This window comes from Sporosarcina sp. P1 (genome assembly GCF_002743155.1).
Classification (GTDB): domain Bacteria; phylum Bacillota; class Bacilli; order Bacillales_A; family Planococcaceae; genus Sporosarcina; species Sporosarcina ureae_B.
Window position 1 is genome coordinate 124,219 of record NZ_PDYS01000009.1, and the last position, 14,414, is coordinate 138,632.

The 14,414-nt window shown below is 41.5% G+C and carries 15 protein-coding genes and 1 other RNA gene; 5 read left to right on the forward strand and 11 right to left on the reverse strand.

The genetic code is table 11. The annotated features are described in order from the left end of the window. The first annotated feature begins 154 nt into the window (after window positions 1-154). Window positions 155-580: a MarR family winged helix-turn-helix transcriptional regulator gene (locus CSV73_RS10620; RefSeq protein ID WP_085130979.1), complete on the forward strand. Its 426-nt coding sequence runs from the start codon at window positions 155-157 to the stop codon at window positions 578-580. Between the two features lie 348 nt (window positions 581-928). Here CSV73_RS10620 and CSV73_RS10630 read toward each other — a convergent pair whose 3' ends face one another. Together CSV73_RS10630 and CSV73_RS10635 are read right to left on the reverse strand one after the other, a co-directional pair. After that, window positions 929-1,681, reverse strand: coding sequence for an SDR family NAD(P)-dependent oxidoreductase (locus CSV73_RS10630; RefSeq protein ID WP_099627536.1), 753 nt, complete (start codon window positions 1,679-1,681; stop codon window positions 929-931). A 74-nt stretch (window positions 1,682-1,755) separates the two neighbouring features. Next, entirely contained in the window at window positions 1,756-2,754 is a 999-nt protein-coding gene (locus tag CSV73_RS10635) for an EAL domain-containing protein (protein ID WP_099627537.1), read from the reverse strand. A gap of 223 nt (window positions 2,755-2,977) precedes the next feature. Between CSV73_RS10635 and CSV73_RS10640 the strand changes: the two genes are divergently transcribed. After that, on the forward strand, window positions 2,978-3,391 hold the full coding sequence (locus tag CSV73_RS10640; protein WP_232319241.1) for a DUF948 domain-containing protein: 414 nt from the start codon (window positions 2,978-2,980) through the stop codon (window positions 3,389-3,391). 5 nt (window positions 3,392-3,396) lie between these two features. Further along, a complete protein-coding gene (locus tag CSV73_RS10645) occupies window positions 3,397-3,834 on the forward strand; it encodes a DUF948 domain-containing protein (RefSeq protein WP_085130983.1) in 438 nt (145 codons plus the stop codon). 162 nt (window positions 3,835-3,996) lie between these two features. Here the strand turns inward: CSV73_RS10645 and CSV73_RS10650 are convergent, their stop codons facing one another. The 5 genes from CSV73_RS10650 to yhfH all read right to left on the reverse strand — a co-directional run bounded on the left by CSV73_RS10650 (window position 3,997) and on the right by yhfH (window position 6,646). Further along, window positions 3,997-4,209 carry a DUF5652 family protein gene (locus CSV73_RS10650; protein ID WP_099627538.1) on the reverse strand — a complete coding sequence of 71 codons (213 nt, stop codon included), beginning with the start codon at window positions 4,207-4,209 and terminating at the stop codon, window positions 3,997-3,999. A gap of 355 nt (window positions 4,210-4,564) precedes the next feature. Further along, complete coding sequence (locus CSV73_RS10655) at window positions 4,565-5,059, reverse strand: DUF948 domain-containing protein (RefSeq protein WP_232319190.1); 495 nt, start codon at window positions 5,057-5,059, stop codon at window positions 4,565-4,567. 19 nt (window positions 5,060-5,078) lie between these two features. Further along, window positions 5,079-5,501, reverse strand: coding sequence for a DUF948 domain-containing protein (locus CSV73_RS10660; RefSeq protein WP_158232343.1), 423 nt, complete (start codon window positions 5,499-5,501; stop codon window positions 5,079-5,081). 241 nt (window positions 5,502-5,742) lie between these two features. Beyond that, window positions 5,743-6,159, reverse strand: coding sequence for an NAD(+)--rifampin ADP-ribosyltransferase (gene arr / locus CSV73_RS10665; protein ID WP_099627540.1), 417 nt, complete (start codon window positions 6,157-6,159; stop codon window positions 5,743-5,745). 355 nt (window positions 6,160-6,514) lie between these two features. Further along, the gene (gene yhfH, locus CSV73_RS10670; protein WP_099627541.1) at window positions 6,515-6,646 is read right to left on the reverse strand and encodes a protein YhfH; all 132 of its coding nucleotides are present in this window, start codon (window positions 6,644-6,646) and stop codon (window positions 6,515-6,517) included. A 701-nt stretch (window positions 6,647-7,347) separates the two neighbouring features. Here yhfH and ilvA point away from each other — a divergent pair. Next, window positions 7,348-8,601, forward strand: a complete 1,254-nt coding sequence (ilvA, locus tag CSV73_RS10675) for a threonine ammonia-lyase IlvA (protein ID WP_369802584.1) — start codon at window positions 7,348-7,350, stop codon at window positions 8,599-8,601. Window positions 8,602-8,965: 364 nt separating this feature from the next. Next, window positions 8,966-9,508 (forward strand): GDYXXLXY domain-containing protein, encoded by a 543-nt coding sequence (locus CSV73_RS10685; RefSeq protein ID WP_158232344.1) that lies wholly within the window; start codon window positions 8,966-8,968, stop codon window positions 9,506-9,508. A 47-nt stretch (window positions 9,509-9,555) separates the two neighbouring features. Here the strand turns inward: CSV73_RS10685 and CSV73_RS10690 are convergent, their stop codons facing one another. From CSV73_RS10690 to aspS, 4 genes are all read right to left on the reverse strand, one after another. Beyond that, window positions 9,556-10,974 (reverse strand): NAD-dependent succinate-semialdehyde dehydrogenase, encoded by a 1,419-nt coding sequence (locus tag CSV73_RS10690; RefSeq protein WP_099627543.1) that lies wholly within the window; start codon window positions 10,972-10,974, stop codon window positions 9,556-9,558. Window positions 10,975-10,988: 14 nt separating this feature from the next. Then, window positions 10,989-11,756, reverse strand: a complete 768-nt coding sequence (locus tag CSV73_RS10695) for a tRNA threonylcarbamoyladenosine dehydratase (RefSeq protein ID WP_099627544.1) — start codon at window positions 11,754-11,756, stop codon at window positions 10,989-10,991. 133 nt (window positions 11,757-11,889) lie between these two features. Continuing rightward, a non-coding RNA gene (gene ssrS, locus CSV73_RS10700) (6S RNA) lies at window positions 11,890-12,070 on the reverse strand. Window positions 12,071-12,145: 75 nt separating this feature from the next. Then, window positions 12,146-13,915 carry an aspartate--tRNA ligase gene (gene aspS, locus CSV73_RS10705; RefSeq protein ID WP_085130992.1) on the reverse strand — a complete coding sequence of 590 codons (1,770 nt, stop codon included), beginning with the start codon at window positions 13,913-13,915 and terminating at the stop codon, window positions 12,146-12,148. Between the last annotated feature and the right edge of the window lie 499 nt (window positions 13,916-14,414).

A 14,414-nucleotide genomic window follows, 5' to 3' on the forward strand; every position in this document is an offset into this window, starting at 1 on the left:
AAAAAGAAGAAAATGAAAAACTCTTGGATTTTAACATGTTGCGTGAGATGTATGTATGATTATCGTGTCACAACTGTTTTATTTCCTATATACTATAGTATGATGAATAATATATAAGCATAAAGTTTCTTAAAGGAAAAGGAGGTGTTGTTTTTTGAATGAAGAACAGACAATTTTCAATTTGGTACATTTGATGGATCAAGTAACGAATAAAATGCTGATCCGTTTCCAGCAAGAATCCAAGCTATCCCTAGGAATCTCCCATATTCTTGTGTTGCTGGAGTTACATAACAAAGGGGAGCAACGTCCTTCTGACTTGGCTGAGACTCTAGGCTTCACGCCCGCTTCATTGACGCATTTGTCGTCGAAGCTCATTAAAAATGAGTGCATTACGTTGCGTAATGATGAAGATGACCGTCGAACAAAGTATTGGAAAATAACTCCTAAAGGCTTAGAAATTTTGGTCGAAGCACAGAAATGCGGAATGAAGGTGCGTTCAGAGTTCTTCAGTCACTTATCGGATGCTGAACGAAATAGTTTAGTCCAAATTTACACTAAGTTAAATAACACATTTGTTTGAGGGAAAGCTGTTCCATTCAGGAGCAGCTTTTTTTGTGGAGAGTGTGGTTGGATCATTGATGAAGGCTGTCGTGAATGCGCTCAATAGCGTGCGGTATCCGCTCTATCTACAGCCGCAAGCGCTCATACTTTCACCCCAGCCGCTCTATCGCACGCGCTATCCGCTCTATCTACAACCGCGTGCGCTCATACTTCCACCGCAACCGCTCTATCTAAAGCCGCGTGCGCTCACACTTCCACCTCAGCCGCTCTATCGCACACGCTATCCGCTCTATCTACAGCCGCATGCGCTCATACTTCCACCTACAAAAAAAGACTACCCCTTAACCAGGGTAGCCTTGACAATTTATTAACGTAATTTAATGGACCCGCCGTCTACCATCATCGTTTGACCTGTGATGTAAGAAGCGTCGTCGCTCGCTAGGAACACTGCTGTGCGACCGATGTCTTTTTCTGGATCGCCGAGGCGTCCAAGTGGGTTTTTCGCAAGAACCGCTTTGTATGATTCGGGATTCTCTTGTCCCCATTGCTCAATTCCTTGGGTTTTCGCAATAGGTGAAATCAGATTACATGTGATGCCGTATGGTCCCCATTCATTCGCCGCCACTCTTGTGATCCCACGAATGGCTTCTTTCGCCGCGGCGTATGAACCTTGATTCACATCGCCATTTAATCCTGCTCCGGAAGCGAAGTTGATGACGGTTCCTTTTGACTCTTTCAAGTGTGGAAGAGCAGCTTGCATCAAGTAGAATGTTGGATAAAATCCTGTATTGAATGAGAGATCTAAGTCTGCTTGCGTCATCTCTTCAATGGATTTCATACGTGAAGCATGTGCATTGTTGACTAAAACATCCAATTTACCGAGTCTCGTTATAACTTGCTCAACAAGTGAAGGCAATTCTTTTTGTACAGATAAGTCCGCTTGAAGAAAGATCGATTGTGGAGAGATTTTCTGTAATTTTTCAATAGCCGCTTCGCCTGCTTCTTTGTTCAAGTCGACGATTGCGACAGTCGCTCCTTCTTTCACAAATGCTGTAGCGATTCCTAATCCGATTCCGCCTGCCCCGCCTGTGATGATTGCGATTTTTTTGTCTAATTTCATAGGTACCATCTCCTTATCTTATTTAGTTTAACATTAAAACAATTTCTATGTAAACTATTTGCCCCCCTAACACACTATATGGAAATTTTATCTTGTGGCACTGCCGATGGTTTGCCGAATAAATAGCCTTGAAATAATTGATAACCTTTCGCTTTCAACCATTCAAAATCTTCTACCGTTTCGATTCCCTCTGCTAACGGAATTGAATCTACAGCTAGTGCTTTTTCAAGAAACTCCGTTGCTATAAGCTGCTTGTCGGAATCAGTCGCGACGCCTTGTACATACTTGATATCGAGCTTCATGTAGTTTGGACGAAGGAAAGAGAGCACTTCAACCGTGTTATAACCTTCCCCAACATCGTCGAGCGCATACTCGAATCCTCTTGAATGATAATACTCCAAAATCATTTTTAAATGATCCATGTCTTCCACTTTTTCCGACTCCACTACTTCAAATATTAAACGATGGGGGTCAATTGCCAAGTCGTTCGCTAAATTAATCGTCGATCGCAAGCAAAACTCCGGTGAATAGATAGATGTTGGAATGAAATTAATAAATGCTTTTTGCGTAATATGTTTTGCATAGCGAACGGCTGTCAGACGACATACTCTGTCTAGGGCATATAATCTACCGCGCTCTTTTGCTGCGGAGAAAATTTCATTCGGATAAATCACTCTACCGTCTTTATGATAGAAACGCGCGAGTAATTCATAAGCATAAATATCGAGGTCAGGTGTAACAATAGGCTGATAATGACTCGTCAATTGTTGGTTTTGAATGACTTGATCAATCCACTGCATTTCGACTACTTGCATGACTTCAGAGAGCGGCCGCCAGTCGGTTTGGTTGAGACGAAAACGAATAGCATCCATTTCTACTGCATGATCGACACAAAAGTCGTATAATTCTTTTATCCCTTGTTCTTTCACATGAAATGTTTGATCTTCCTGGTTCACCAGCATAAGGACTCGCTTCAAATGGTCTTCTATGGATTCGAACAATGCTGTTTGCTTACAATTTTCAAATGAGACTTCATAATCAATATTCTGGATAACGCAACCTTTACAAGGCATTCATTTCACCCCTTCAGTATTTGATTTGAAAATCATATCATAGTTCAGGTATTTTTCTCACGTATTGATATGGAAACATCGTTTTACTAGTTAATTAGCATACCAGTGTTTAGATTACTTTCATTTGTGGAATGACAAGGATATAGAACGTTTACCCGTTTCGACGGAAGCTAGACGTTTAGATTAGAAACGCACTTATTATGTGGAGGTGACTAGATTGAAGGTGCTCTTGTATATTAGTGCCATAGTCGCCGTTGCGGCTTTAGTAGTTATCGCAATTGCTATTATTAAAACAGCCAAGGCGGTCAAAGAAGCAATGACAGATGTAAAAGAAACGATGAAACGTGTGGAACTGAAAGTGGGCGGCATCACAGATAAAGCCGATCAGCTCATGACTCAGACGAACCAAATTGCGGATGATGCGAATGCAAAACTGCAATCGGTTGACGGATTGGCGGCTTCAGCGAAAGAACTGCGCGAATCCACCCAGTACGTGCAGAACTCTATCGCTAAAATGGCGGATCAAGTATCAGCGCCTCCTGGCAAGTATGCCAAGTTGATGGAGCAAACGACTGCATTGTCTGAAGCAGCGTCAAAAATGTACTATAAGATGAAGCAGAATAACAGAGAGAGGTGAACTTGATGGATTGGGTACTAGGAATAGGTGTATTGCTCATCGGCATTGCTCTAATTATTGTCGCGATCGTGTTAATTAAACCACTTGGGAAATTGACCGAGGTATTGGAAAGTGTCAAGAAGACGACCGATACCCTGCCGTCAACGGTAGCGGAAGTTACAGGTCAGACCCAGCAGATTCTTCATACGACGAATGATACAATCAGTAATGTAAACAAGCAGATTTATGAAGTGACGCCGGTATTCCAGATCGTTGGAGATGTAGGTGAAGCTTCTCGTGAAGTAACGACTGCCGCACTTGATAAGACGATTCGTTTTAAGGATCGTGTAGGAAATGCTGGCGAGTTTGTCCGCGAGAAAGAGTATAAAGGTTTGTATGGAGTCGCTACGTTAGCATTTTATTTGATGCAGCAGCGTAAAGAACTCAAGAAGATGCGTCCGTAAGTGGAAGACCTGTTCATTCCACTCACATAAAACACAAAACAGACCACTAATTCGCATATGAATTGGTGGTCTTTTAAATGCCTACGCGTCAATGTTTACACGTAAATAGAGCAGGTATCGCTATAAAACCGATCCATGAATTTTTTAAATAGCAGAGATAGCTCATCTATTTGTTTTCTTATCTTTCCTAAAGAAAATAAGATAAATAATTTCTAAAAGTCCGATCGTATTGACGATTAGAAGAACAACGAACCAAGCTAACTGTTTATTACGAGCAGAATGCCAAAGGGCTATACCTTTCCAAATAACGGACCAAATAATGATGACATAAAACATCGGATTATTATAATGTAAAATCTGGGAAATAGTATCCATCCTTCCACCTCCTTTTTTAATAAAACAGCTCGATTACTGCACGAGCACAAATCCTTTATGCAAAATCACAACTATGACACTTAGTACTAAAATACATCTAATACATAAACATTGTTCTACTATTCATACGTACATTACATATAAATGGTTTCATTTTTTTGAAAGTCGCAAATTTAAGCATCTATGCTTTGATGTGCTTATATCATTCTATCAATGTCTACCCTTCAGATATTCGTAAATTCGATCCACTCCGCGTCGTACTTCCCCATCAACAGTACTCCCCACAACACTTCCGCACCAAAAAAAGACTGAAGACCAAGCCCGATTGGGGTTGATCTTCAGTCTTTTTCAGCACTTAAAACGATGCTTGATCTGGTGCTGGTAACTTTTTTTGTGGGCCGACCTGTTCGGCACGATCTTTCGCCGCGCTCACAGATTGCTTACGCTTTTTAAAGATATAATAACCTAACATAGCGGAACCATAGATGTTACCTAGCTTCTTGTTTTGCTCTGATGTGTCCGTATGATCTCCCTTTTGTTGAACAGATGAAGACATGTCCACTAACGAAGAGGATAACTGATGTGTAGACTCTCCAAGGTCACCAATCACTTGGAACAATGGAGTTAGATTTTCAATCTTTGTATTGATATCTGCTAACGAATTATTACTGTTTTTAATTAGGTCTCCTGTTTCATCTAAAATACCATCCAGTTGCTTTGGAAGCGCACCTACCGTCTTATCAACGTCCTGTAGTATATTTCCAACTTGTTGTAATACCTTAGCAAAATAAATAGCTAAAATGACGAAGGCGATACCGATGAGTATGACGCCAATTCCAACGAGATCCATTCTCAACCCTCATTTCCTTTTACGTATTTTTTAAACTCTTTTTGCCACGTTGCCATGAATCGTAAACTTGGGCACCAAACTCTCCATATTGGATGGCTTGAACAAACTTTTCTGTTCCTGGAAGAGAACCATCCTCTTCAAATTGTCTTGTCCGCTTGTTTACTTCTTCACTCAAGTACTGGCTTGATCGTCCAATATTTTCGATAGTAGAAAATAAAGGCGTCGTTGCAGCGAGTTTCACTTGAACATCTGTCGCCAGTTGTTCAGTCTCATGTAAAGTTCCATATAATTGTTCAATGCTCTTGTCGAGCTCTGCCTCTACCCCTTTTACCGTTCCCATAACCGTCAGCAATAAGTTCGAAGACTTCGTTAGTAACAATGAAAGGTAGATGGCGACAATCAATACTGAGATTGCGATTAATAATAAACCAATGTACGCCATACACACATCCTCCTTTCCAACATACTTAATACATCTTATCATTCTATACCACTCTCAGTTTTTCTAAAACATTATTCATTCGAAGTTCTTTAACAAGGGCTAAGGATATGATTTATTCTGCATAATACCTTTCGTTAACGGGCTCTTTCTAAGAAAATGAAAAAGCCCGATTTCTCAATTGTATACTAAGAAATCAGACTTTTTACATATGCTTCCTTTACTCCTTAAGAGATAGTAAGAATTAATCTTCAATTACATTTTTCCCTTGTTCTTTTAACTCTTTTAAAGAAGTTAGCATATGATTTATCTCTTCATCGGAATGTCTTTCCCATGAACTTAATTCGGCAACTATTTTCAAAGGAGATTTAGACCTATAGGAACGTGTTGGATTTCCAGGGAATCTTTTGTCAGTTAAGTTGGGATCATTTTCAAAAACACCCACTGGTTCTACAAGGTAAATTCTCTCTTTTGATTTAGACTTTGCTAATTCCGCACCCCATTTAGCCGCTTCTACTGTTGCAGTAAAGTATATGTAGTTAGATTTTTTATCTTGGTAATTTGATAGAAATTGTGGTTCTAATAAATCTCCAACTTTCAGTTCTGCTTTTGTTCCATGAAAGAAAGGACCGCTATCTAATACATCTTTTTTGTCATCCAAACTAATACACCCCTATATAATTTAAATTTGTATACAGTATCCCATTGCTATCCGAATGAGGTTTTTCATCTGCGAGCTGAACGGATTACACGTAAGCAACTTTAAGACTATCGATAGAGCGTTCCACACATTCTATCCATTTATACTAACAGGTTGGATAGGATTATGAAAAAGAAATCACGGTATCGTTCGGATGGTTTTGGAATATTTTTCAAGTGAAATGTATATATAGTCAGCATTGGCACGGTTTCACGAAACTTTTTATTAGCAAATCAATAACTTTACGCGCATCGCTTCCTTAAACTTTCATCCATAAAAAATCCTATGCCCCGTATAAGGGAGCATAGGATGATGATTATTCTTCATGTCGTCCGACACAACGCTCACATTCGTACATTACGGACTCTTGCTTTTCCTTGAACTGATTTCCACATTCCGTACAAACTTTTTCCACCATTTGTCTTTTCTGCTCTGTATTCTTTTTCATCGTTCATTCCTCCATTCGGTTTGTGTGATTCACTGTACTGATACAGCAACTTTTCTTAAGACTAATATATAACAGAGTCGTCAGATTTGTCACTCTTTTCGGATGAAATCTTTTATTACGCGACAGAATACAAAAGAGCGCGACGAATGAAGGAATTGTAAAAGATGAAATTAAAAAATGGTACGCCCATCTTATGGCATACCACTTCTCACCTCTTTACATGATCAACCCGTAAACTATTACAGCCGCGATAATGACAAGAGTTACGACAAACACCGTCCATTGCATATTATCCGGCTTTTCGGGTCTACTATCCCATTTCTGCATGAATAAACGCTTCCTTCCTGGTGTGTTAGTTCTTCATCCACTAGTTTTCCCTTATGTTTTATGAATTAAACACCACTTACTCGTGCATAATCTGAAATGCAATCTACATGTACTGTCTAATGCTATGGTATAACAGGTAAATAACTCCTTTATATAATAAATAAATCAAATGATTGATCTATCCAATTTATCGAAAGTCTTCGCCAACGAAGTAACCGCTTACATCTACAAGCCTTTTTAAAATAAAGTCGCTATTCTTAAAATAAACTCACAATTTTGAACTTTCTTGTGTTCATTCAGTTTTTTTCATGTTATTATGAGTAAACGTTGACTCAATAACGGAGGTTAGATGATAAGTTATGAAGGTGAAAAAAATGGAAACTCCAAGTGTTCAAGTAGAAGATATCTTAATCGCCAATCAGCTGCTGAAAGACATCGTAGCTCATACGCCTTTACAGAAAAATGATCGTCTATCAGAAAAGTATGACTGCCATGTGTATATTAAGCGTGAAGATTTGCAACATGTCCGCTCCTTTAAGTTGCGTGGTGCTTATTATAAGATGAAACGCATCGAAACAGAAGCACGTAAAAAAGGAATTGTCTGTGCGAGTGCAGGTAACCATGCACAAGGTGTAGCGTTCGCATGTGCGAAACTCGATATTGACGGCAAAATCTTCATGCCACAAACAACTCCTAGACAAAAAGTAAACATGGTGAAAATGTTCGGACGCGATCGCATTGAAATTATTTTAGTTGGAGATACGTTCGACGATTGTTTCGAGAGAGCGGTTGAATTGATGGAAAAAGAAAAGCGTATTTTCATTCATCCATTTAATGACAAGGATATCATCGCAGGTCAAGGAACAGTAGCTGTTGAGATCATGAATGATATCGAAGAGCCAATTGATTATGTATTTGCAAGTATCGGTGGCGGTGGATTGATGTCCGGAATTAGTACATACATCAAAAACTTGTCTCCGCATACGAAGATGATCGGTGCAGAGCCAGCAGGTGCAGCGAGCATGAAGGCTTCTATCGATGCGCAAAAGGTTGTCCCTTTGGCAACGATTGATAAATTCGTTGATGGCGCGGCCGTCAAATGTGTAGGTAATCTGAATTACGATATTTGCAATAACTATCTCGAAAATATCGTCAGCGTCCCTGAAGGTAAAGTATGCACGGCAATTCTCGATCTATACAATGAACACGCGATCATCGCCGAGCCAGCAGGTGCCCTTCCCATTGCAGCACTCGATTTCTATAAAAATGAAATCAAAGGCAAGTGCGTCGTCTGTGTGATCAGCGGTGGAAACAACGACATCGGTAGAATGCAGGAAATCAAAGAGAAGTCGATGATTTACGAAGGCTTACTGTATTATTTCCTCGTCGACTTCCCACAACGCGCAGGTGCACTACGCCAGTTCCTTGATGGTGTACTTGGACCGGATGACGATATTACGATGTTCGAGTATACGAAGAAGAATAATAAAGAGAGCGGTCCAGGTCTTGTCGGAATTGAGATTAAACACAAAGAAGACTATAACGGCCTGATTGCTCGCATGGAAAAAAACGGATTCCCTTATAAAGAAGTAAATAAAGATAGTACATTATTTGGATTATTGATTTAATAAAAGTACTGCCACACTAGTCGCTATGACTTGTTGTGGCAGTTTTTGTGTTAGAAAAATAGTGAATAGGATAGGGGTGCGCACCATATATAGAATGAACTTAGTGTTGGCCGGGAACATTGTTTGTCTGATTATCAGGTACTGGAGTTCATGCGTTTCCTCTGTCTCACCTCGCGCATACACATCAAAAAAGCACACAACTCCCCTTACCCACCCCACTCTACTATATACATAACCATTGTGAGAGGTTTCCTAAATAAAAAACTGGGTAATTAATTACTAAAACATACATCATCTGCACATGCTATCTGTACATAAGAAGAACACTTTTTATGAAAATGGCAGAAAAGGTGGTGACTCTGAAATGGGACCCAAACATAGTAAATTCAGTATATCCATACTCTTCATCGTTCCCCTGCTCATCTTAGCTAGTCTTACAATTCCTTACTTCACCACAATTCAAAACGGCACGGATATCTACCTGCAATCAGAAACGATTACCGAGCAAGATGCAAACGAAAATTATGTCCTACTTCGCTACGACGTCGAAAAAGTACCAAAGGAGCGCATGACCCCTAGTTTGGTGACAGCATTAAAAAAACCTAACGACATCGGTCAGACACGGGTATTTGGCGTATTGGAACACAACAACGGTGTCGCTGAATTAGTTTCATTAAGCGATAAAAAACCTGCTGAAGGTGTCTATTTAATGGGCTGGCTGGCACAGACCACCGACCGAGAGTATCGCCAGAACGACCATTACATCGTGAATTTTGGTCTCGATCGCGTCTATGTCCCCGATTTCGGCCATCATGTTGCGGCAGACAGTGTACAAGACCGCACGATGACTGCGCATTTTAAAGTACTGGATGGCAATAGTATTTTGCGCGAATTCCATACCAATTAAAAGAAGCAAAAAGGAAGAGTACAGCTCTCCCTTTTTGCTTCTTTTTATTATAAACCTAGTGAGATATATTTTACTTCCAGATATTCGTCTATACCTTGATGTCCACCTTCTCGCCCAAGACCACTTTGTTTAAAGCCACCAAACGGAGCTTGCGGTGCAGATGGCGAGCCATCATTCAGACCTACGATCCCATACTCTAATGCTTCACATATTTGAATACCTCGTGTGATGTTCTCCGTGAAGACGTATGCTGCTAATCCAAATACTGTATCATTCGCACGCTTGATGACTTCTTCTTGTGTCTCAAACGTCGCAATTGGCAATACAGGGCCGAATGTTTCTTCTTCCATACAGAGCATCTCGTCGGTTACGTCTTTCAAGACCGTTGGTTGGTAGAATAACCCTTCAATATGTTCACCGCCCGTAACGACTGTTGCCCCTTTGGATTTTGCATCTAGTACATGCTCGTCCACTTTATCAATTGCATCCTGATCAATTAATGGACCGATTACGACACCTTTTTCTTTGCCGTCGCCGACTTTTAATTTCCTTGTTTCTTCTGCAATGCGTGTTGTGAATTCCTCTGCAATCGATGAATGTACGTAAATACGGTTCGCACAGACACACGTTTGTCCTGCATTGCGGAATTTTGCCGCGATGACACCATCCACTGCTTTATCAAGATCCGCATCAGCCATAATAATCGCGGGTGCCTGTCCACCTAATTCCAATGAAATCTTCTTCATCGTATCGGCTGCACCTTTCATCAATGTCTTGCCGATTTCAGTAGATCCTGTAAATGTCAGCTTGCGCACGCGACCATCTTCCTGCCAAGCTTCTGCAATTTCACTCGCACTGCCCGTTACGAGGTTCAGCACACCGTCAGGAATGCCTGCTTCTTGTGCAAGCTCAATTAAACGAATCGCAGTCAATGGAGTTTGAGAAGCGGGCTTCATCACAACTGTACAGCCTGCTGCAAGTGCAGGGCCGACTTTACGTGCAATCATAGCTGCAGGGAAGTTCCATGGCGTAATCGACGCGATGACACCTACTGGTTGCTTTTGGACGAACATTCGCTTATTGGATTGCGTAGCAGGAATGGTTTCACCATAAATCCGCTTACCTTCTTCTGCAAACCAGCTAATATATCCATTCGAATAACGCATTTCACCAAGTGCTTCCGCTAAAGGCTTCCCTTGCTCAGCCGTCATAGTTTCAGCTATACTTTCCTCATTTTTCTCAATCAAGGCATGCCATTTCATTAAATACGCACTGCGCTCATACGCAGACAAAGCTGCCCAATCCGAAAATGCAGCAGAAGCCGCATCGACCGCTTGCGTTGCTTCCGCTTTGCCGCCTTTAGGTACGGCACCGATTGTCTCACCAGTTGAAGGATTCACTACTTCGATTTGCGGTAGATCCGCACCAAGTCGCTTTCCATTAATGATCATTTCGGTTGTTTCCATATATAACCTCTCCTTTATTTGGCATCATTGACACGTTCCACAGGAATATCTGCCACTATATCATTTAATACCCAACTGGCGAGAATTAAACCCGCCACCGACGGACAAAATGCATTGGAAGCTGGAGGCATTTGTGCTTTTCGGATCGATGCATCGGCATTTCCGACCGTTTCAAGGACATCTTCACGCACAACAATGGGGCTTTCATCCGAGAACACAACAGGTACACCTTTAGGAATACCCAGCTTGCGCAAACGAAGACGCATCACTTTTGCTAATGGATCTGTATGCGTTTGCGAAATGTCCGCAATCCGGAAACGTGTTGGATCCGTTTTATTGGCAGCGCCCATGCTCGAAATCACTTTAATTCCGCGTTCGACACATTGCTGGATCAAATGAATTTTATAGCTGATCGTATCTGAAGCGTCGATCACATAATCCGGCGCGTACGAGAAGAATTCTTCAGACGTTTCCTCAGTATAGAACATATGTAGATCAATCACTTCACAGTCTGCGTTGATATCTGCAATTCGTTCTTTCATGACAGCGGCTTTAGAACGCCCTACCGTCGATAAATAGGCGACGAGTTGGCGGTTGATATTGGTGACATCAATCGTATCTTTATCGACTAAAATAATACGTCCAACTCCTGTCCGCGCACATGCTTCAGCTGCAAATGAACCGACTCCCCCGACGCCTAAAATCGCAACTGTCTTGCCCTTCATTCTCTCTACGCCTTCTTTACCTATCGATAATTCATTTCTCGAAAATTGATGTAACATCCATACCGCATCCTTTATCATAAATTGTATTTACTCTATCCTAAAACAGTTTCCTGCACACGCGCAACTAACTGAATTTTAGGCAATAAAAAACCTCCTTGCGTAAGCAAGAAGGTGAATGTTTGTAAGAAAGTGAAATCCCGACTGTGCCGTCTTTGAATATCGCTTTGAACCCGCTAATAGCAGGTGGGTGTCCTGTATAACTCTTTTGACGTCCCGTTTAAAGGCATGTCAGCCAAGCTATAACGTTGAACTCCCGACGATAAGATGTTGGGTCAAAACTAATTTACAAATGACGAACACTTCAGGATTTCTACTACCTTCATCTTATCACATGTTTTTTTATAATTCAATCAATTTGAGCGAAGTCTTTTAAAATAGTTGTTTACTCACTTTTTTACTGGTTCAGCAACTACTTTAATCCCAAGTTCTTTTAACTGTGCATCATCCACAGTACTTGGTGCTTCAGTCAATAGATCACTTGCACTAGCTGTTTTAGGGAAGGCAATCGTGTCACGCAAGTTGGTAGATCCAGCAAGCAACATCACGATACGGTCTAGACCGAACGCAATTCCACCGTGTGGAGGTGTACCGTATTCAAACGCATCCAACAAGAAGCCAAATTGTTCGCGCGCTTGCTCTTCCGTGAATCCAAGTGCCTTGAACATCGCTTCTTGTACGTCACGCTGATAAATACGCAATGATCCGCCACCTAGCTCATAACCGTTCAACACTAAGTCATATGCTTGGGCTTTTACAGTTTCAGGACTTGTTTTCAATTCTTCCACATCAGCAGGCATCGTGAATGGGTGATGAGCTGCGTAATAACGGCCATCTTCCTCGTCGTACTCGAATAACGGCCAGTCCGTCACCCATAGGAAGTTGTATTGAGATTGGTCAATCAAGTCTAATTCTTTTCCAAGCTTCAGACGCAATGCACCAAGTGAATCCGCTACAACAGATTTCTTATCTGCTCCGAATAAGAACAAATCTCCAGGTTCTCCGCCGCCAGCTACTTTTAGCGCTTCGCCGATTTCTCCATCGAAGAATTTCGCAATGGGGCCATTGAAGCCGTCTTCCGTCACTTTCAACCAAGCCATACCTTTCGCGCCATACACTTTTGCAAACTCGCCAAGTGCATCAATATCTTTACGTGAATATTTATCCGCCGCGCCTTTAACGTTGATCAATTTAACTTGGCCGCCCGCTTCAACTGCGCCAGCGAATACTTTAAATGAAGAGTCTTTGACGATTTCAGATACATCCGTCAATTCCATACCGAAACGAGTGTCCGGCTTATCTGAACCGAAACGTCCCATCGCTTCATCATATGGTATACGTTTAAATGGAGTTTCAACATCCACTTGTTTAACATCTTTCATTACTTTCTTGATTAAACGTTCGTTAAGCTCCAAAATTTCCTCGATTGACATGAAGCTCATTTCCATATCAATTTGTGTGAATTCCGGTTGACGGTCTGCACGCAAGTCTTCATCACGGAAACAACGAGCGATTTGGTAATAACGGTCGAAGCCGGATACCATCAATAACTGCTTAAACAACTGTGGGGACTGTGGCAATGCGTAGAATTCACCTTCGTGAACACGGCTTGGTACTAAATAGTCACGCGCGCCTTCAGGAGTGGATTTCGTTAGAATTGGTGTTTCCACTTCCAAGAATCCTTCTTCATCCAAGAAGTTACGCACTGTTTTCGTAATATCTGAACGCATTTTGAAAACTTTTGCAAGCTCTGGGCGACGAAGATCGAGGTAACGGTACTTCAGACGCGTTTCTTCACCTACGTCCGTTTCGTCTTCAATAGTAAACGGTGGGTTTTTCGCTTCGTTGACGACTTTCACTTCCACGACTTGAACTTCTATTGCACCCGTTGCAATGTTTTTGTTCTTCGTACGCTCTTCACGTTCGATGACGAGACCTGTGACTTCGATGACGTATTCGTTACGCAATGTTTCAGCGATTTCGAGAGCTTCTTTTGAGATATCTGGGTTGAAGACCGTCTGGACGATGCCTGCACGGTCGCGGACGTCGATGAAGATGAGTCCGCCGAGGTCACGGCGCTTCTGCACCCAGCCTTTAAGCGTGACTTCTTCTCCGATTTGTAGTTCTGATAAGTTCCCACAATAATGTGTGCGTTGCATAGTGACTACACTACCCTTCTGATGTTTGAGTTTGTATTTTGTTTTTATAAAATGAAAGATTAAATAGAAAGTAAAATTAGTGTTGTGGTTGGGGATTTCCGTTCCGAGCGGACGCTTTCCTGCGGGCATGGCTTGAGCCTCCTCGTCCGCTTCGCTACCTGCGGGGTCTCAAGGCTCATGCTATTCCCGCGGGAGTCGCCGCTCTGCACTCCAATCCCTAATTAGAACTTTAAAATACGTTGTGACTGTACTTGAATTGGATTTGATATTTCCACTTGAAACAAAGTACAAGTATAGAAAAGTATCCTCTTACTGACTTTCATAATGTCTTGAAGTAACTAAAGTCGCTTAGTAGGATTGGAGCGTAAGAGGGGCGACTCCCTCTTGAAAAGATGATAATGACAAGGTTTATCGGACTTTACTAGTGACCCAAAATATTTTTTATTGTAAGTTAAGAATTTCGTCTACCTAAAAGTACATACCTTTGCAGATACTGTAA

Excerpts from the sequence above, each read along its gene's own strand:
- CSV73_RS10630 (WP_099627536.1), bottom strand. The coding sequence starts at position 1,681 with ATGAAATTAGACAAAAAAATCGCAATCATCACAGGCGGGGCAGGCGGA.
- CSV73_RS10635 (WP_099627537.1), bottom strand. The coding sequence starts at position 2,754 with ATGCCTTGTAAAGGTTGCGTTATCCAGAATATTGATTATGAAGTCTCA.
- CSV73_RS10645 (WP_085130983.1), top strand. The coding sequence starts at position 3,397 with ATGGATTGGGTACTAGGAATAGGTGTATTGCTCATCGGCATTGCTCTA.
- CSV73_RS10650 (WP_099627538.1), bottom strand. The coding sequence starts at position 4,209 with ATGGATACTATTTCCCAGATTTTACATTATAATAATCCGATGTTTTAT.
- CSV73_RS10655 (WP_232319190.1), bottom strand. The coding sequence starts at position 5,059 with ATGGATCTCGTTGGAATTGGCGTCATACTCATCGGTATCGCCTTCGTC.
- CSV73_RS10660 (WP_158232343.1), bottom strand. The coding sequence starts at position 5,501 with ATGGCGTACATTGGTTTATTATTAATCGCAATCTCAGTATTGATTGTC.
- yhfH (WP_099627541.1), bottom strand. The coding sequence starts at position 6,646 with ATGAAAAAGAATACAGAGCAGAAAAGACAAATGGTGGAAAAAGTTTGT.
- ilvA (WP_369802584.1), top strand. The coding sequence starts at position 7,348 with ATGGAAACTCCAAGTGTTCAAGTAGAAGATATCTTAATCGCCAATCAG.
- CSV73_RS10685 (WP_158232344.1), top strand. The coding sequence starts at position 8,966 with ATGGGACCCAAACATAGTAAATTCAGTATATCCATACTCTTCATCGTT.
- CSV73_RS10690 (WP_099627543.1), bottom strand. The coding sequence starts at position 10,974 with ATGGAAACAACCGAAATGATCATTAATGGAAAGCGACTTGGTGCGGAT.
- CSV73_RS10695 (WP_099627544.1), bottom strand. The coding sequence starts at position 11,756 with ATGTTACATCAATTTTCGAGAAATGAATTATCGATAGGTAAAGAAGGC.
- aspS (WP_085130992.1), bottom strand. The coding sequence starts at position 13,915 with ATGCAACGCACACATTATTGTGGGAACTTATCAGAACTACAAATCGGA.